A 16921-nucleotide genomic window follows, 5' to 3' on the forward strand; every position below is an offset into this window, starting at 1 on the left:
GCACGGCCCGTCCCCTTGCGCCCGTCTCCCCCCTTGCGGGGGAGATGTCCGGGAACCGGACAGAGGGGGGTGAAGCCGCGCCGCGCAATACGAAGACGCCAGCGTTCGCCGAGAGACCGATACCCCCCTCTGTCAGCATATGCTGACATCTCCCCCGCAAGGGGGGAGAAGGGGTGCAGGCGGTGAGGTTCTAAACACGTTCGGACACGGGAAACGCTCCCCTGCCCCTCCATCGTCATCCCGGTCAAGCGCAGCGCGAGCCGGGACCGGGGAGGCACAGGTCTTCGGGGTTTGAGTGCCGTGAAACCGAAAGACACGGGCTCCCCGGTCCCGGATCTCCGCTGCGCTGCGTCCGGGATGACGGTGGAAAGGGTGGTGCCTGAAAGGTAAAACCAGCCCGCCATCAGCCGAACTCCCCCTGCACGAACCAGGCCGGGTGTTGCGGCGTGTGGAACAGCCACAGGCGCTGGCCCTCGCCGGTGCCGACGCGCCAGTAGTCGCGCAGGCCCTTGGCCCAGCTGTCGTCCTGTTCCCACCAGGCCGGCGTGATCCGCTCCGGCCCCTCGGCCTCCAGCACCGTGCGCAGGCGGCCGCGCCAGCGGAAGCGGCGCGGCGGCTCGAAGCCGGAGCCCAGGATCGGCTCGGGGGCGAACAGGCGGATCGGGCGCGGGCGGCGGCACGGCCAGTCGGGCACCGCCCGGCTGTAGGCGGCCGGCACCAGCTTGAAGCTGCGTTCGGGAATGTGGCTGTCGACCGGCTGGAAACGCTGGATGTTGTCGAGGCCGACCCGGTTGCCGAGCTGGGTGATCAGATCGTCGAGACTGTCCTTGGCGAGGCCTTCCGAGCGGTCCAGCTGGCGCAGGCCGAGCGGCTCCACCTCCAGCGCCTCCAGGCGGATCATGTCGATGCCGTAGCCCGCATCGACCGAACTGACGCCGCGCTCGAACAGGGCCACGAGGCGCTCGCCGTCGCGCATCGGCCGGGCGAGCTTCAACTCGACCGCCTGGCTTTCCTGGTCGACCCGGCGGAAGGTCAGCTTCAGGGCGCGCGCGCCTTTCTGGGCCTCGTCGAGCCGCTGGCAGAGATGCGCTGTGAGGCGCCGGGCGGCTGCCATGACATCGTCGAGAAGCCCGATCGGCTCGGGCAGGGTCATGCGCACGGCAAAGCTTTTCTCGTCGCCGAGCGGCGAGATCTGTTCCGGCAGGCTGCCGAGCGCCTGATCGAGACGGGCCAGCACCTCCCGGTCATAACGCCGGGCGACGGTGGCGCGGGGCAGATTGTAGAGCTGGGACACCGTGGCGATGCCGAGCCGCTCCAGGCTGGTGCAGGTCTGGTCGCTGAGCCGCAGGGCGCTGAGCGGCAGGGCACCGATCCTTGCCAGCGTCTCGCCGGGCGCGGCAATGCCTTCGGAGAACCGGGCCAGCGCCCAGGCCGTGCCGGGCGTGTCGGCCAGCCCCAGCCGGGCGGTCAGGCCCGCGCGGGCCAGCCGGGCGCGGATGTCGTCGATGAGCGGCTCCTCGCCGCCCATCAGATGGGCCGAGCCGGTGATGTCGAGAAAGAGCCCGTCGCGGCCGTCGAGACCGACCCAGGGGCAATAGCGGGTCGCCCAGCGGGCCAAGAGCCTCAGGAACCGCTGATCGGCGTTCGGATCCGCCGGGCGGGTCAAGAGGTCGGGGCAGAAGCTGCGTGCATGAACCAGGGTCATGCCCCGGTTGAGACCGAAGCCTTCGGCGCGCGGGCAGAGGTCGTAAAGGCGTTCGGAATTGCGGTCGAACAGGCTTAGGGCAAACGGCGCGTCGACGGGCCGAGCACGCAGGACACGCTCAGCCGCCAGCCTCGGAAACCACAATGACACGATGCGACGCTGCATCCCAACGAACGATCCATTCCGACAATGTTCCTATTTTGTTCTTTATAAGCGACCAGCGCCAATGAGTCGAGTCATGGCCGTTTTGACGAGGCCCGGACGCGGGCGCCGGAGTGCCGGAACAGCGCCAGCGGGTTTCGGCGGCGTTGCTGCCCGCGCCTTCCGGGATCAGCAAGAGCGCGGTGGTGCCGCCGGCCTCCGCGGCAAGCTGCAGGCGGCGGCCCTCCGTCAGCCCGATGGCGCCGGAAAGCTCCGCGACCACCAGCCCGGCGGCGCCGGAGCGCAAGGCCGTTTCCGCGCTGGCCAGAACGGTGAGCTGGCTGTCGGCGCGGGTCAAAAGCAGCCGGCCCGGATCGCAATAGGGCGCAAGGCCTTCCGGATTGACGGTCGGCTTCCAGCTCTCGGAAATCCAGACGACGGCGCCCTTGGCGGCGCCGGCCGCAATCGCGGCAAAGGCCAGCGCGCTGTTCCCGCAGATCTCGTGGGCGCGGGCGTGTTTCAGCGGATAGACGGAGGAAAAGGTCAGGGACATGCAAGGGATCATCTGCTGCATTCGATTCTGGGAGAAGCCTAGCTGATGGCGGCCGGATGCGGAACCGGGGTTTGTTCCCGCTCCCTTCTCCTTCGTCATGCCATGGCTTGACCATGGCATCCATGCCGTTTCGGTTCCTCTGGCAAAGCCCTGCCTGCAGGCAACGTAGCGGCATGGATTGCCGGATCAAGTCCGGCAATGACGACAAAGAGAGACTTTGAACCATCGACATTCAGATTTCAGACGACGCCCCCTCCCCAATCCACCGTTGCCCGGCGGTGCCCGGGTTGCTATACGCCCGGCACAACAGGCGGGACATGGAAATGACGAGCAGCCTTTTCGGCGGCCGCAAGATCGGCACCATCGCGATTGTCGGCAATGGCCCGGTTTCGGTGGCCGATGCACCGGAGATCGACAGGTGCGACCTGGTACTGCGCTTCAACAGCGCACCGGCGCTCGGCGCGGCCGGGCAGCGGGTCGATGTGCTGATGCTCAACCGGGCGCGGGTCTACATGGCCAAGCGGATCAACCCGCTGGCGCTGCACCGGGCACCGGAAGTCTGGGTCAACGACATCCAGGAAAACGGCGAAGTCGACTGGCTGTTCGCGCGCGAGTGCAAACCGACTTATCTCGGCTTCGGCCCCAAGGACAAGGCGCGCGCGCATCTGAAAGAATACGATCCCTTCGACACCAGCCAGCCGACCTCCGGCGCCTCGATCATCGCCGAGCTGCTGGACGTGGCGCCGGAGGTCAAGATCCACCTGTTCGGCTTCACCCACCAGGGCAAACAGCACACCCATGACTGGAACGCGGAAAAGGAATGGGTCGAGCAGCTGGTGCAGGAGGGCCGCATCATCCGCCACCTGACCCCGGGGCCGAAGCCGCAACGAAGCCTGGCCGGCAAAGTGGAATACGGGCTGCGCTGGCTGGAAAAGCGGGCGAAACACTACCTCCACAACAAGCTGCTGCATTCGGGCGCCAGCACCAAGCGGCGCATCTTCGGCCGCGGCGGCTGAAGACCGGCCGCCCTTTGGGGGCCGGACAGCCCCTGGATCCGTAGAATCACCTGAGCGGGCTTGTCATTACAGGTTCATATGAACGAAGTTCACGTTTCATATGAGCCGACTAATCTTCTTTGCGACAGATCGACCATCGGGGACAGCCACGCCGTCCAGGTGCAGCTAAACACCCGATTCTACAGTCTTTTCGAGCGCTGAGCCCCGCGAAAAACGCCCCTTCTCCGCCGATGACTGACCGGCTTGTGCCGATTTTACTCCGTTCCCTCTTGCGGACGCGGTCAAGGCGTCTTTTAATGTTCATATGAGCGTCATATAACGTTCATATGAAAACAATACGAAACGCAGGCGTTATCCTTTCTGGTGCCGATAGAGCCATTTCGGCGCCGTGAAAAAACCAACTGCTGACCGGGGCACCGAGTGCCCCTCTAGATGGGAGCAAATGAATATGGCTTATCGCAAGACCGTCGCCAGCCTCGTTGCTGCGGCCGCCCTTCTGGGCACCTCCTCCGCTTCTTATGCGGCAACCGACATTTCCTGGTGGCACGCCATGGGCGGCCGTCTGGGCGAAGTCGTTGTCGACATCTCGAACGGCTTCAACGGTTCCCAGGACGCCTGCCAGATCACTCCGGTGTTCAAAGGCACCTACGAAGAGACCCTGACTGCCGGCATCGCCGCTTTCCGCGCCGGTGAACAGCCGAACATCCTGCAGGTCTTCGATGCCGGCGCCGCCACCATCATCGGTGCCAAGGGCGCAGTCATCCCGGCCCAGGACATCCTGGAAAACGCCGGCGCCACCTTCAACATCGAAGACTATATCGATGGTGTGCGCTACTTCTACGCCGACAGCGACGGCAAGATGATCGGCATGCCGTTCAACTCGTCCACGCCGATCCTCTACACCAACGAGGAAGCCCTGAAAAAGGCCGGCGTCGAAGCTCCGAAGACCTGGGAAGAATTCGAAGCCATCGCTCCGAAGCTGAAAGAAGCCGGCTATGTGCCGCTCGCTCAGTCCCACCTGCCGTGGATCTTCACCGAGAACTTCAAGTCCCGTCATAACCTGCAGTTCGCAACCAACAACAACGGTTACGACGGCGCGGAAGGCACCAAGCTGGTCTTCGGCGAGCCGATCAAGAACCACTTCACCGCCGTCAAGGGATGGCTGGACGATGGCCTGTTCGGTTACTACGGCACCGGCTGGGGCGACAACCAGACCCCGTTCAACGAAGGCAAGGTTGCCATGTGGCTCGGCTCTTCGGGCTCCTTCGGCGGCATCTCCAAGACCGTCGAGTTCCCGTTCTCCGCAACCTACCTGCCTTACTGGGATTCGGTTGAAGGCGCAGGCACCGGCACTTTCATCGGCGGCGCGGCTCTCTTTGCCATGTCCGGCAAGCCGGATGAGGAAAACAAGTGCGTTGCTTCCTTCTACGAGTATCTGACTTCCCCGGAAGTCCAGTACATGTGGCACAAGGAAACCGGCTATGTGCCGATCACCAACGCTGCCTATGAGCTGGCCAAGAAGGACGGCTACTACAAGGAAGCTCCGGCTGCCGAAATCGGCATCAAGCAGCTGACCCTGCCGGGCGGCGAGTGGACCAAGGGCTACCGCATGGGCTTCTACGTCCAGATCCGCGACGTCATGAACCGTGAATACGGAAAGATCATGTCCGGTGAGACCTCCGTCGAAGACGCTTTTGCCACCATCGAAGCCGAAGGCAACAAGCTTCTGGAGCGTTTCGCGAAGACCACCAGCAACTAAGCTGGCTCTGACCTGACACCGATGGGGGCGCCCCGCGCCCCCATTTCATTGAAAGGAAAGCGGGTCGGCCGGTATTCTGGCGGCCCGCTTTGCCCGTTCCCGGTGGTCGAGAAATCCATATGAAAAAAGTCCAGTTCCAGTCCCGGTGGCTGCCCTATCTCCTGCTCCTGCCGCAGCTCGCCATCGTGACGATCTTCTTCCTGTGGCCGGCCGCCGAGGCGGTGCAGTCCTCCTTCTATCTTGAAGATCCGTTCGGCTTCGGCTCCACCTTTGTCGGCCTCGACAATTTCACGGACACGCTGACCTCGTCCGACTATGGACGTGTGGCGCGGTTCACGGCCGTCTTCACCTTCTTCGTGACCTTCCTGTCGCTCGGCATCGCGCTGTTGCTCGCGGTGAAAGCCGACAAGGTCCTGCGCGGCGCCTCGGCCTACAAGACCCTGCTGATGTGGGTCTACGCGGTCGCCCCTCCTGTCGCCGGCCTGATCGGCGTTCTGCTGTTCGACCAGCATGTCGGCCCGATGGTCGATTTCTTCGCCATGTTCGGCTGGAAGATGCAGATCGGCGTCGACTATTTCGACACCAGTTTCGCCATGCTGACGACGGCCGTGTGGAAACAGATCCCGGTCAATTTCATCTTCTTCCTGTCGGGCCTCCAGGGCATCTCCAAATCGGTCCAGGAAGCGGCCAGCATCGACTGCCGCTCCGGCCTGCGCCGGTTCTGGACGGTGACCTTCCCGCTGCTGGCTCCGACCGGATTCTTCCTGCTGATCATCAACATAACCTATGCCTTCTTCGACACGTTCGGCATCGTCGACGTCATTGTGAAGAACGAGCCCGGCAACAACCCGGTGACCCTGGTCTACAAGGTCTATCTGGACGGTTTCCGCGGAAATGACCTTGGCGGCTCCTCCGCCCAGTCGGTCATCCTGATGGCCATGGTGTTCATCCTGACAATCATTCAGTTCCGCCTGATCGAGCGGCGCGTGCACTACACGTAAGGGGGCGGTGATGAGAAAAACACAGATCTGGGATCACGTGATCCTGCTTGCCGGCGTCTTCTTCATGGTCACGCCCGTGGTCCTGGCCTTCCTGACCAGTACCCATGACGCGATCACGATCTACAAGGAAGGCATCCAGTTCGCGCCGGGCGGCAAGTTCCTTGAAAACTACGAGACCGTGCTGTTCCAGGCGGGTGGCTTCACCAAGGAAGTCGACGGTTTCGTGATGCTGAAGAACTCGCTGATCCTCGGCCTCGGCTTTGCCATCGGCAAGATCATCATCTCGATGCTTGCGGCCTATGCGATCGTCTATTTCCGCTTTCCGATGGCCACGCTCTGCTTCTGGGTGATCTTCGCGACGCTGCTGCTGCCGCTTGAGGTGCGCATCCTGCCGTCCTACGAGATCGTGCAGAAGCTCGGCATGGTGAATACCTATTCCGGACTGATCGTGCCGCTGATCGCCTCAGCCACCGGCACCTTCTTCTTCCGGCAGTTCTTCCTGTCCGTGCCGGACGAGTTGCTGGAGGCCGCCCGCATCGACGGTGCTGGCCCGTGGAAGTTCTTCAAGGACATCCTGGTGCCGCTGTCGCAAACGATGATCGCGGCGATCTTCATCATCATGTTCGTCTATGGCTGGAACCAGTATCTCTGGCCGACCCTGATCACCACCGACGAAAGCCTGTTCACCCTGGTGCGCGGCATCAAGCAGATCCTGCAGGTCTGGGTCGGCGCGCAGATCCCGGCCTTCAACGAGGCCATGGCGCTGGCGATCCTCGCCATCGTGCCGCCGGTGCTCATCGTGGTGGTCTTCCAAAGCTGGTTTGTCAAAGGGCTCGTCGAGAGCGATAAGTGAGGTTTTAGATGTCAACGATTACTCTCGACACGGTCCGCAAGGTCTATGCGGGCAATGTGGAAGCGGTCAAAGGCGTGTCCATCGACATTGCCGACGGCGAGTTCATCGTCCTGGTGGGCCCGTCCGGCTGCGGCAAGTCGACCCTTTTGCGCATGATTGCCGGCCTGGAGGACATCACCACCGGTGAGGTCAAGATCGGCGACCGGATGGTCAACAATGTCGACCCGGCCGACCGGGACATCGCCATGGTGTTCCAGAACTATGCGCTTTATCCGCATATGTCGGTCTACAACAACCTGGCCTATGGCCTCAAAAACCGCGGCATGGACAAGGGCGAGATCGACCGCCGGGTGAAGGAAGCCGCGCGCATCCTGGAAATCGGCGACTATCTCGACCGCAAGCCGCGCCAGCTCTCCGGCGGTCAGCGCCAGCGCGTCGCCATGGGCCGCGCGATCGTGCGCGAACCGGCGGCCTTCCTGTTCGACGAGCCGCTGTCCAACCTCGACGCCAAGCTGCGCGTGCAGATGCGCGTCGAGATCAAGCGCCTGCAGCGCGCGCTCGGCACGACCAGCGTCTATGTCACTCACGACCAGCTGGAAGCCATGACGCTGGCGGACCGGCTGGTGGTGCTGAACGGCGGCAATATCGAGCAGATCGGCGCGCCGATCGATGTCTATGACAAGCCGGCCTCGACCTTCGTCGCCAGCTTCATCGGCTCGCCGGCCATGAACCTTCTGGATGTGAAAGCCGACGGCAACGGCCTCTCCCTGGCAAAAGGAGCCGGTCTTTCCGGCGCCAATGCCAAGGGTAAGGACCGCTACACGCTCGGCATCCGCCCGGAGCACATGGAAGAGGTTGCCGGTCCGAACGGAGGCGACGGCCTCCTGCTGGAAGCGGTGGTGAACGTTCTGGAGCCGGTTGGCGCGGAAAGCTACATCTATGCCAGCCTCGGCGACGGCGGCCCGGAGATCGTCGTGCGCGTCTCCAGCCACGCCCGCCACGAGGCCGGCGAGAAACTGTTCCTGAAGGTCGCCCCGGAAAACGCACATTACTTCGACGCCGACACCGGCCGCCGGATCGACTGAACGAACGCATTCAGGCGAGGCGGTCTTAACGAGGGGCCGCCGGACCCGAACAGCCACCCCGGGCAACCGGGGTGGCCTTTTTGTTTTGGGGTCGGCTGTTTCAGCCAACAACCTCCCTCACCCTCCCGTTCGTCATTGCAGGGCTTGACCCTGCAATCCATGCCATTGCGTTGCCATAAACACGGCCTCGACGTGCCGAGAAGAAACGGCGTGGATGCCATGGTCGAGCCATGGCATGACGAAGATGGAGAGACCCGGACCCGACTTCATCGACGACCTCTCCTGACGGTGCTTGTCAGGAGCCTGTCAGCGAGGCTCTGGCACCCCTCCGCGCTATCTGGCACACCGCTTTGAACACCGAAACAGGAGAGCCGCTTGGAGCCGTTCAAGAACAACATTTCGCCCGACCTCGTGCGTTGCATCGGCCTGCATGTCGCCAGGCATCTGGACGGGTTCGACCGGAGCGCCTTCGAGGCGGAGATCCTGGCGGAACTGGACGCGCTGGAGCTGAAGCAGCGGGCGGCGCTGATTGCCGACGGTCTGGATAAGCATCTGCCCGATGACTTGAGCCACCGCTTCGACATCCTGGAAAAGATGCTGCATCCGATGACGGAAGTCGCCTTCGACCGGGGCAGCGACGCGCATGGCATTCGCGGCTGGGGCATGATGGCGCTCGGCATGGTGGTTTCCAAGAGTGGCCTTGCGGATTTCGAGGCATCCTTTGCGCTTCTGAAGGAAATGACCAAGCGCGCCACGGCCGAATTCGACGTGCGGCCGTTTCTCGACAAGGACCAGGACCGGGCGCTGGCGATCATGGCGCCCTGGGTCACGGACGACAGCGTGCATGTGCGCCGGCTGGTGTCGGAAGGCACGCGTCCGCGCCTGCCCTGGGGGCTGCGGCTGAAGAAGCTGGTGGCTGATCCCACGCCCACCCTGCCTCTGCTGGAGGCGCTCAAGGACGACCCGGAGGACTATGTCCGCCGCTCGGTCGCCAACCACCTCAACGACATTGCCAAGGACCATCCGGACCTTGTGGCGGAGATCGCCACGCGCTGGCTGAAGGATGCGGACAGGAACCGGGAGAAGCTCGTCCGCCACGCCTGCCGCTCGCTGATCAAGCAGGGCCATCCGGCAACGCTTGAAGCCTTCGGCCTGAACCCACCGGAGATCCATCTGGACGGGCCGGTCATCACGACAGAGAAGGTAGATTACGGTTCGGCGCTCGGTTTCCGCATCGATCTCACCTCCACCGGCAAGGCGCCCCAGGAGCTGGTGCTCGACTATCTGGTGCATTTCAAGAAGGCCAACGGCTCGCTGGCGCCGAAAGTCTTCAAATGGACCAAGCTGACATTAGCGCCGGGCGAAACCCTGTCGCTTTCCCGCGACCATGCGATCCGGCCGATCACGACCCGAGTCTATTACGGCGGCACGCAGGCGGTGAGCCTTCGGATCAACGGGCGAGATTTCGGGTTTTCGGAATTTGAGCTGGTGATGGACAAAGCGACCGTCTGAGGCAGGTCTTCGCTAGTCCTCACCCCTCCAAAATCACATGCGGCACAAACCGGGACAGGTCCTGCGTCACTGGCGCCTTGTCCTCGCGCAGGCAGATGCCGGCGGCCTGGCCGCCGATGATCCAGGAGCCGATCATGACATAATCGTCGCCGAATTTCGGCGGCTCGGCATAGGCCTGCAGGATGAAGCCTTCCGCGCCGTAGTCTCCCGGCGTCGAAATCTCTTCCTGGTCAACACCCCGCACGGTGATATTCGCGCCCTCGCGGCTGAACAGCGGTTTCTTCACGTGGGGGCCGGCCAGAAAGCTCTCCGGCGCCTCGCCGTCGAAATAGGCCGGCAGCAGGTTCGGATGGTCCGGGAACATTTCCCAGAGCAGCGGCAGGATGCCCTTGTTGGAGAGGATCGCCTTCCAGGGTGGCTCCAGAAGATGGATCGGCGCGCCCGGCAGGTAAGGCCCATAGTCCTCGCGGAACATGTCCTCGTAGGGATAGAGCTTGAACAGCGCGTCGATGACGAAGCTGTCGGCATCGGCAAAGCGTCCTTCTTCATCGACGCCAATGTCCTCGACGGCGACAAAATGCGGAATGAGGCCGGCCTGCTTGGCGCAGTCTTCCAGATAGCGCACCGTGGCGCGGTCCTCGTCCTGGCCCTTCGAGGACGCGAAATGGATGTGGTAGCCGGGCGCGAACATTGCCGAAAAACGCTCGATCAGCCGGTCCTGCACGGAATTGTACTGATCCGAAGTCTCGGGCAGCACGCCGGCGGCCATCTGCTCCTCCAGCCACATCCACTGAAAAAACCCGGTCTCGTAGAGGGCAGTCGGCGTGTCGGCGTTGAATTCCAGCAGTTTTGCCGGCCCGCTGCCATCATAGAAGAAATCGAACCGGCCATAGAGCGACGGCTGCTGTTCGACCCAGGATTTGCGGATCCAGTCGCGATAGGCTTCCGGAATGGCGATCTTTTCAAGGAGTGCATTGTCATGGACCACGCGGTCGACGAGATCGAGGCACATGCCGTAAAGCGCCTGGCTCGGGTCCTCGATATCGTCCTCGATCTCTTTCAAGGTGAACTGATAGGCCCGGGTCTCGTCCCAGTAGGGCGCGCCATACATGGTGTGGAAGCCGAAGCCCAGCTTCTCCGCCTCCGCTTTCCAGCCCGGCCTTTCGGGAATGTCGATCCGTTTCATGTTCTGGCCCTATGCAAGACACCGCGAAGGCTGGGAGGACAGCACTCAAAAAGGTTCTGCGCGTTCGAACGTCAACGACACACTACCACCTCGCCTCTTGCGCCCCTCTCCCTCCTTGCGGGGGAGATGTCAGCAAAGCTGACAGAGGGGGGTGAACCGGTGCCGCGCATTCCAGCGCAGCTTCATTTGCCGGGAGGCCGATACCCCCTCTGTCTCCTTAAGGAAACATCTCCCCCGCAAGGGAGGAGAGGGGTGTATGCCGGACGGCTCGGGGCACACCAATCGCTTCTGCGAACACAATCCTCAAAACACTGCAATCAAAGCTTCGCCAGCAATGCCTGGACGTCGTTGCGGCCCGGGTTTTCCAGGGCCTTGATCTTGGCTTCGAGATCGGCGCCGCTTTCGAGGCGGGCGTCTTCTTCGGCGGCTTCCAGCATCGCCTGCTGCTCGGCCTGGCGCTGTTCCAGGCGGGCGAGGCTGTCGACGGCGCTGGCGAGGCGGCCGTCGGAGGCGGTGGTGTTGGTGGAGGCCGCCTTCTGGGCCCTGATCAGGGCCTCGTTCGCCTTGGCGCTTTCCATCTTGCGCTGCAGGGTCTCGATCTTGTTCTGCGACTGGCGGATGGTGGCGTCCATGCGCTCTTCGGTGGTCTTGTACTGGTCGAACAGGGCCTGGTCGGCCTCGGCCTTGTCGCGCAGTTTCAGGATGCTTTCGATGATCTCGACGGCGAGCGGTTCATCGCCCTGCGCCTTGGCGGTGCGGGCGGCCTCGGTGCGCCGCTCGATCTCGCCCATCAGCTCCTCGACGGAACGTTCCTTCAGCCGCCGGTTGGCGGACATGCGCGCCTTCTCGTCCTTGGCGTTGGCGATGGCCTGTTTGGCCTCGCGCACTTCCTGCTCCAGGATGGTCATCAGGTTGGCGTCCTGGATGGATTCGGCGGCATCGTGGGCATGGCCCTTGAACGCCGTGATCAATTTGCCCCAAACACTCATAATAGGATGTCCTTGCTCAGTAACGGCGGGTTCAGGCAGCGGCTTTCGGGCCGACTTCAGCGGCCAGCTCAAGCGCGCTGTTGGCGATGGTGCGCAGCTCGGTCTCGACGGAATCGAGGGTCGAGCGCACGGACATGGCGCCAAAGAGCTCGTAATATTCACGGCCGTCGATCACATCGATCGACAGGGCGCAGAGCGGCAGCAGCTTCTTGTGGTTGCGCAGCATCATCGCCTCGAACGCGGCCGGATCGTCCTGGGCCTCGCGCGGCCAAAGCACGGTTGACGTCAGGATCTGGCTTTCGCCCGCCGTCAGGAACAGGGTGATCTCGCCGGCAGAACGAAGCTGGACTTCCAACACATCGGGCTGGTGGGGGCTCAGGGTGCAGCTGATCTCGCCTCCGGAAAAGGAAGCGGACTGTTCAAGGGCCGTCTTCAGGGCCTGAAGCGTCCAAGGGGTTTGCGGTGCGTTCATTCCGGGCCTCCCGTTGCGGCCGGGGACGGTCCCGGCCCCGAACAAGTAGAAGTCAACCATTCGCGTTTCAAGCGATTTTTCCCTTGCTTTCGGGATTTGACAAGGCCGCTGCCGCTGGTCAGAGTACTCCGCGATTCAAACAATGGCAGAGTGAGCCGTGCCGATCCTGCAAGTCATCATCGCGAGGCTTTACCAGCATGTAATCGAGCTCAAGCTCTGGCTGCTGGGAGCGCTCATCTGCGGCTATCTGTTCATTTCCTGGGTGCTGTTTCTTCTTGCCGGCGAGACCGGCCTGACCGGCAACCCTCTGACCTTCATCTATTTCGCGGCCACAACCGCCTCGACGGTCGGCTACGGCGATCTGTCGCCGGAGACGGAAGCCGGGCGCATGGTGGCGGCCTTCTGGTTCTTTCCGGGAGCCCTTTTGATTTTCTCCGCAGTCCTGGGCCGGTTGACCGGTGTGCTTGTGGAAGGAGTGAGGCGTATGGCGGACGGCAACGGAAACTTCGAACGCGTTCAGAACGCGACTGTCATCGTGGGCTATCACCGCGACAAGACCCCGCTCATGGTCGAGAACCTTGTCGCCGGCCAGGACGGCGACGACAAGATCATCCTGCTGGCGTCGTCCAAGAATGTCGAGGTGCCGGAAGGCGTCCGGCTGATCCGTGCCGAGCGGCTCGATGCATTGCAGTCGCTGCGGCGGGCGGCCATTGCCGGCGCGCAGAAGGTGCTGGTCTATGCCGCCACGGACGCGGAAACTTTCAACACCTGCCTCGCCATCCGCGAGCTCAATGACAGTGTCCATATCGCGGCCTATTTCGAGGACCGGGACACGGCGCGGCGCGCGGGCAAGCTGGCCCATATCGAGCCGGTGGTCTCCAATGCCTGCGAAGCGCTGGTGCGGGCCGCGCAGGATCCGGGCGCCGGCCAGATCCTGATGGCGCTGTCCACCGCCGGGCTTGGCGCCACCGTCTACTCGGCCGTAATCGAGACGGACAGCACTTCCGACACGGCGGCACTGGAAAAGGCGCTCTCCGGCGCCGAAGGCACCTTGATCGCGGTGTCTCAGCCCGATGACGAGTCGTTTATGTTCCGCCCCTTTCCCAAGGCACTGAAGTCCGGCGGATCGATCTATTATCTGGCGCAGAAGCGGCTGAGCGCGCGGCAGATCTCGGATGGCCTGGAGGGCGGCGATGTTCGGGTCACTGTTTAACAAGAAACCGAAAGGCTGGCTGCCGCCGGAAGTGCTCGGCCTGACCATCGGCCGGGGCATCACGTTCGACAAGATCGCGCTGAAGCTGCTGCCGGCCGACAGCCTGATCGAGCATCCTGACACGACGCTGATGATCACCGCCCAGGGGCACTGCGATCTCGGCGAACAGTCGCACATGCACCGCTTCTATCCCGATGACGACCGCTTTCTGGTCCAATTCCAGGGCGGCGACGGGCATGAGGACGAGCGCGTCGACGAGATCATGCTCTGGTATTTCTACGACGTTCAGTACCCGTCCGGCGACGGCGAGTGGAACCAGATGAAAAACGCCCTTCGCCAGACGACTTTCAACCTGCAGACCGAGGACGGCCTGCAGCGTTTTGACCGCGCCTGGTTCGACACATCGACCGCGCCCGAAGACCCGATGACATATTGGGAGGAAGTGTGCGACGATCGGGAGGGCCGCGGCCGGCGGAAGATTTTCCAGACGGCCATGCTGTTCGCCCGGACGCTCAAGGACGGGCGCGACGAAATGCTGCTCATTAACATGGAAGAACCGGAAAACGCGGAACGCAGCATCGCCTACATGATCGGCTTTCCGCTCGAACGCCATAATTTTTCTGTCTAATTCACGCCACGGGAGACACCAATGGCAGACCTTCAGGCATCGCTTTCGGGCATCGTCCCTTTCATCGCCTATTTTGCAGCGGCCATCGTCATGCTGCTGGTCTTCATGAAGATCTACACCGTCATGACGCCCCATGACGAAATGGCCCTGATCAAGGACAACAATGTCGCCGCCTCGGTGGTGTTCAGCGCCGCCTTTCTCGGCTTCTCCCTGCCGCTGGCGAGCGCTGCCGCAAACTCGCTCGGCATCATCGACTTCGTCATCTGGGGCATCATCGCCTGCATCGCCCAGCTGATCGTCTATCAGATCTTCCGCCGCTTCTATCCCAGGATCACCGAGCGGATTGAAAAGGGAGAGATCGCGATCAGCATCAACCTTGCCGCCGTCTCGATCACGATCGGCCTGCTCAACGCCGCCTGCATCACCTACTGACCGGTCCGGATGCTCCAACGCATCAGACCGCAACGAAGGTCGGGAGAACTTTCATGAAACGCTCCAAATCGATCAAGCTGGTCGTCATGGCGACAACGACCGTGTCGCTGGCAGGCTGCTCTGACGAACCCAATCTGGACGGCCAAGTCTACAAGACCGAAGCCGACTGCGTTGCCGCAGACTTCGTTCCGGACGAAGTCTGCCCCGTGCTCATGCAGGCCGGCAAGGACATCAACGCGTCCTCGGCCCCACGCTACGACACGGCAACGCTTTGCGCCGAGCAGCATGGCAACAACACCTGCCTCTATGACACCTCGAACGAGGGCTCTTATTACGCGCCCCAGCCAGTCGGCTATTTCGTTTCCGGCAACCTGACCGGTCTCACGGCGGCGGTCGCCAGCGCTGCGCTTATCAACAACATCCGTCCGCTCTATCCGGAGCGCGGCAGCCGGCGCTATTACACCTCTCACGGCTATTATGTCGGCAATTACGGTGGCACCAGCTGGCGCACCTATGACGACGCGGTCAAGACCACGCCGAAGCCTGCCAAGGTCCAGACGCGTACCTCCGTCGCCTCCCGAGGCGGCTTCGGCAGCCGCTCCAGCTTCGGGTCCCGCGGCGGCTGAGCCTGGATTGGCGCGGGAATGCCGGGCAGATCGCTGGCCGGTCCATTGGCCAGGATCGTTGACGGCGCTTGCGTCCCTGGTGTCACCCCGGACAAGCGCAGCGCAGATCCGGGGCCTACTCGCGTCACCTCTTGCTGAAGTATGCAGTGCACCTGGCACCGCACCCACGTCACGCTGCTGCTCTGGAAATGAGTGGGCCCCGGGTCTCACTTTGCTCGCCCGGGGTGACACCAATGCGCAAAACCAATTGCCTTGAAGGCGCTGCAGCTGTCCTTGGTGAACCGTCCTCTGCGTCCTCGCGTAGACAACGAGACCATTCGGAGACACCCCGATGAAACGAATTGCTGCCGTCCTCCTCCTTTTGGCAGGATCCTTTGGCCCCGCGATTGCGGAAGCTGGAGACGCTAGCGGTGCAACCGCCCACGACTTTTCCTTCGAAATGCCCCACGGCGACCCGCTCTCCCTAAGGGACTTCAGCGGCAAGGCCGTACTGATCGTCAACACGGCGACCGAGTGCGGCTTTAGCGGACAGCTCTCCGGCCTGCAGCAGCTCCATGAAACCTATGCTGACCGCGGTCTGGTCGTGCTCGGCGTGCCGTCGAACGATTTCGGCGGCCAGGAACCCAGGGCGGATGGCGACATCGCGAAATTCTGCGCGGCCAAATATGGCACGGCCTTTCCGCTGACCGCCAAGACCTCCGTCAAGGGCAAGGGCGCGCATCCGTTCTACCAATGGGTCGCCGACACGATGGGCGTCGCCGCCCGTCCCTATTGGAACTTCCACAAATACCTGATCGGCCCGGACGGGCGCATCGTTGCGTGGTTCTCGACCCCGACTTCGCCGACCTCGCGAAAAGTCACCGCCGAAATCGAGCGGGTTCTGGACGCCTTGCCTGGCAGCTAGAGCATGTCGCCACCCTTGAGCCACGTCAACGCAGACCCACTGTCCCGCACTTAAGCTCCTGCCAGTTATTCCCGAACCGCAAGGAGCCGAAAGCATGGCCGTATCCGACTGGGACGATTTCGTGGCGCAGACCGATCTGCGCATGGCCGCCGTCCGCAAGGGCATACCGGAAGTCGCCAAGGGTTTCGGCGCCCTGGCCAAGGCCGCGACGGCCGCCGGCGCGCTGGACGCCAAGACCAAGGAGCTGATCGCACTCGCCATCGGCATCACCGCCCGCTGCGACGGCTGCCTGGCCTATCACGCAAGGGCCGCGGCCCGGCTCGGTGCGAGCCGCGAGGAAATTCTCGAGGTGATCGGGGTTTCGGTCTATATGGGCGGCGGCCCGTCGATGATCTATGGCGCCGAGGCGCTGGACGCCTTTGACGGGCTGAAGGACGACGGCTGAGACGCGCCGCCGCTTATTCTTGAAAACTCTAGATGGCTTCCTCCAGAAGTGCCTCTGCCAGAGCCTCGCACGGCGCGCTCGTTGCCGCCTTGCTGCGCACCAGGATGATGTCCAGCGGGTCCATCGGCGGCAGGTCCTGGTCGACGCCCAAACGGTCAACGGTCGGTGGCACGGCCATCTGGGCGACGGCGGCGACCGCGAGGCCCGCCTCGACCAGGGTGACCAGGGCGGAGTGGCTGAAACTGGAATAGGCCGAGCGGTAGGAAAGACCGCTGCGACCTAGCCCGCATTTCTCACAGTGTTGTCGCTTGATGGGTTTCCGTCGGGCAGTTTTCTGATTGTGTCGGGTTACCGGTTTCAGGCCGAGCGGTGCCGCCGCCGCGTTTTGCGGCGGTCGGTTT

General features: G+C 63.0%; 18 protein-coding genes. 12 read left to right on the forward strand and 6 right to left on the reverse strand.

The genetic code is table 11. The features are described 5' to 3' along the window. Positions 1 to 403: 403 nt before the first annotated feature. A complete protein-coding gene (locus M0H32_RS16755) occupies positions 404 to 1855 on the reverse strand; it encodes a Y-family DNA polymerase (RefSeq protein ID WP_248156060.1) in 1452 nt (483 codons plus the stop codon). Next, entirely contained in the window at positions 1824 to 2399 is a 576-nt protein-coding gene (locus tag M0H32_RS16760) for an ImuA family protein (RefSeq protein ID WP_248156061.1), read from the reverse strand. Before M0H32_RS16760 ends, M0H32_RS16755 begins: the two co-directional genes overlap by 32 nt. A gap of 323 nt (positions 2400 to 2722) precedes the next feature. Between M0H32_RS16760 and M0H32_RS16765 the strand changes: the two genes are divergently transcribed. The 6 genes from M0H32_RS16765 to M0H32_RS16790 all read left to right on the forward strand — a co-directional run bounded on the left by M0H32_RS16765 (position 2723) and on the right by M0H32_RS16790 (position 9625). Next, positions 2723 to 3415: a glycosyltransferase family 29 protein gene (locus M0H32_RS16765; protein WP_248156063.1), complete on the forward strand. Its 693-nt coding sequence runs from the start codon at positions 2723 to 2725 to the stop codon at positions 3413 to 3415. 448 nt (positions 3416 to 3863) lie between these two features. Next, the gene (locus M0H32_RS16770) at positions 3864 to 5174 is read left to right on the forward strand and encodes an extracellular solute-binding protein (protein ID WP_248156065.1); all 1311 of its coding nucleotides are present in this window, start codon (positions 3864 to 3866) and stop codon (positions 5172 to 5174) included. A gap of 119 nt (positions 5175 to 5293) precedes the next feature. Next, complete coding sequence (locus M0H32_RS16775) at positions 5294 to 6175, forward strand: ABC transporter permease subunit (protein WP_248156067.1); 882 nt, start codon at positions 5294 to 5296, stop codon at positions 6173 to 6175. Positions 6176 to 6185: 10 nt separating this feature from the next. Beyond that, the gene (ugpE, locus tag M0H32_RS16780; protein WP_248156069.1) at positions 6186 to 7028 is read left to right on the forward strand and encodes a sn-glycerol-3-phosphate ABC transporter permease UgpE; all 843 of its coding nucleotides are present in this window, start codon (positions 6186 to 6188) and stop codon (positions 7026 to 7028) included. An 8-nt stretch (positions 7029 to 7036) separates the two neighbouring features. After that, the gene (locus M0H32_RS16785; RefSeq protein ID WP_248156071.1) at positions 7037 to 8113 is read left to right on the forward strand and encodes a sn-glycerol-3-phosphate import ATP-binding protein UgpC; all 1077 of its coding nucleotides are present in this window, start codon (positions 7037 to 7039) and stop codon (positions 8111 to 8113) included. 375 nt (positions 8114 to 8488) lie between these two features. Continuing rightward, positions 8489 to 9625, forward strand: a complete 1137-nt coding sequence (locus M0H32_RS16790; protein ID WP_248156073.1) for a DNA alkylation repair protein — start codon at positions 8489 to 8491, stop codon at positions 9623 to 9625. Between the two features lie 19 nt (positions 9626 to 9644). Here M0H32_RS16790 and M0H32_RS16795 read toward each other — a convergent pair whose 3' ends face one another. From M0H32_RS16795 to M0H32_RS16805, 3 genes are all read right to left on the reverse strand, one after another. Beyond that, positions 9645 to 10811 carry a glutathionylspermidine synthase family protein gene (locus M0H32_RS16795; RefSeq protein ID WP_248156075.1) on the reverse strand — a complete coding sequence of 389 codons (1167 nt, stop codon included), beginning with the start codon at positions 10809 to 10811 and terminating at the stop codon, positions 9645 to 9647. A gap of 317 nt (positions 10812 to 11128) precedes the next feature. Continuing rightward, entirely contained in the window at positions 11129 to 11800 is a 672-nt protein-coding gene (locus M0H32_RS16800) for a PspA/IM30 family protein (RefSeq protein WP_248156077.1), read from the reverse strand. A 31-nt stretch (positions 11801 to 11831) separates the two neighbouring features. After that, complete coding sequence (locus tag M0H32_RS16805) at positions 11832 to 12272, reverse strand: YjfI family protein (protein ID WP_248156079.1); 441 nt, start codon at positions 12270 to 12272, stop codon at positions 11832 to 11834. 157 nt (positions 12273 to 12429) lie between these two features. On the opposite strand from M0H32_RS16805, the gene M0H32_RS16810 reads away from it, so the two are divergent. From M0H32_RS16810 to M0H32_RS16835, 6 genes are all read left to right on the forward strand, one after another. Next, complete coding sequence (locus M0H32_RS16810) at positions 12430 to 13485, forward strand: ion channel (protein WP_248156081.1); 1056 nt, start codon at positions 12430 to 12432, stop codon at positions 13483 to 13485. Then, complete coding sequence (locus M0H32_RS16815; protein ID WP_248156082.1) at positions 13466 to 14113, forward strand: DUF2491 family protein; 648 nt, start codon at positions 13466 to 13468, stop codon at positions 14111 to 14113. Before M0H32_RS16810 ends, M0H32_RS16815 begins: the two co-directional genes overlap by 20 nt. 21 nt (positions 14114 to 14134) lie before the next feature. Next, positions 14135 to 14545: a DUF350 domain-containing protein gene (locus tag M0H32_RS16820; RefSeq protein WP_248156083.1), complete on the forward strand. Its 411-nt coding sequence runs from the start codon at positions 14135 to 14137 to the stop codon at positions 14543 to 14545. 53 nt (positions 14546 to 14598) lie between these two features. Beyond that, positions 14599 to 15171 carry a DUF1190 domain-containing protein gene (locus tag M0H32_RS16825; RefSeq protein ID WP_248156084.1) on the forward strand — a complete coding sequence of 191 codons (573 nt, stop codon included), beginning with the start codon at positions 14599 to 14601 and terminating at the stop codon, positions 15169 to 15171. 331 nt (positions 15172 to 15502) lie between these two features. Next, a complete protein-coding gene (locus M0H32_RS16830; RefSeq protein ID WP_248156085.1) occupies positions 15503 to 16075 on the forward strand; it encodes a glutathione peroxidase in 573 nt (190 codons plus the stop codon). Positions 16076 to 16169: 94 nt separating this feature from the next. Next, positions 16170 to 16520, forward strand: a complete 351-nt coding sequence (locus M0H32_RS16835) for a carboxymuconolactone decarboxylase family protein (protein ID WP_248156086.1) — start codon at positions 16170 to 16172, stop codon at positions 16518 to 16520. Between the two features lie 28 nt (positions 16521 to 16548). On the opposite strand, the gene M0H32_RS16840 is transcribed toward M0H32_RS16835, so the two are convergent. Next, positions 16549 to 16921: LysR substrate-binding domain-containing protein (locus M0H32_RS16840; RefSeq protein WP_345779341.1), on the reverse strand; the 373-nt coding region annotated here is incomplete at its 5' end.

Origin of the sequence: Roseibium sediminicola (assembly GCF_023156505.1) — a bacterium.
Lineage (GTDB): Bacteria > Pseudomonadota > Alphaproteobacteria > Rhizobiales > Stappiaceae > Roseibium > Roseibium sediminicola.

Bases quoted from the DNA above. Each gene is read 5' to 3' on its own strand.
- M0H32_RS16760 (WP_248156061.1), bottom strand. From the start codon at position 2,399: ATGTCCCTGACCTTTTCCTCCGTCTATCCGCTGAAACACGCCCGCGCC.
- M0H32_RS16765 (WP_248156063.1), top strand. From the start codon at position 2,723: ATGACGAGCAGCCTTTTCGGCGGCCGCAAGATCGGCACCATCGCGATT.
- M0H32_RS16770 (WP_248156065.1), top strand. From the start codon at position 3,864: ATGGCTTATCGCAAGACCGTCGCCAGCCTCGTTGCTGCGGCCGCCCTT.
- M0H32_RS16775 (WP_248156067.1), top strand. From the start codon at position 5,294: ATGAAAAAAGTCCAGTTCCAGTCCCGGTGGCTGCCCTATCTCCTGCTC.
- ugpE (WP_248156069.1), top strand. From the start codon at position 6,186: ATGAGAAAAACACAGATCTGGGATCACGTGATCCTGCTTGCCGGCGTC.
- M0H32_RS16785 (WP_248156071.1), top strand. From the start codon at position 7,037: ATGTCAACGATTACTCTCGACACGGTCCGCAAGGTCTATGCGGGCAAT.
- M0H32_RS16795 (WP_248156075.1), bottom strand. From the start codon at position 10,811: ATGAAACGGATCGACATTCCCGAAAGGCCGGGCTGGAAAGCGGAGGCG.
- M0H32_RS16800 (WP_248156077.1), bottom strand. From the start codon at position 11,800: ATGAGTGTTTGGGGCAAATTGATCACGGCGTTCAAGGGCCATGCCCAC.
- M0H32_RS16805 (WP_248156079.1), bottom strand. From the start codon at position 12,272: ATGAACGCACCGCAAACCCCTTGGACGCTTCAGGCCCTGAAGACGGCC.
- M0H32_RS16815 (WP_248156082.1), top strand. From the start codon at position 13,466: ATGTTCGGGTCACTGTTTAACAAGAAACCGAAAGGCTGGCTGCCGCCG.
- M0H32_RS16820 (WP_248156083.1), top strand. From the start codon at position 14,135: ATGGCAGACCTTCAGGCATCGCTTTCGGGCATCGTCCCTTTCATCGCC.
- M0H32_RS16825 (WP_248156084.1), top strand. From the start codon at position 14,599: ATGAAACGCTCCAAATCGATCAAGCTGGTCGTCATGGCGACAACGACC.
- M0H32_RS16830 (WP_248156085.1), top strand. From the start codon at position 15,503: ATGAAACGAATTGCTGCCGTCCTCCTCCTTTTGGCAGGATCCTTTGGC.
- M0H32_RS16835 (WP_248156086.1), top strand. From the start codon at position 16,170: ATGGCCGTATCCGACTGGGACGATTTCGTGGCGCAGACCGATCTGCGC.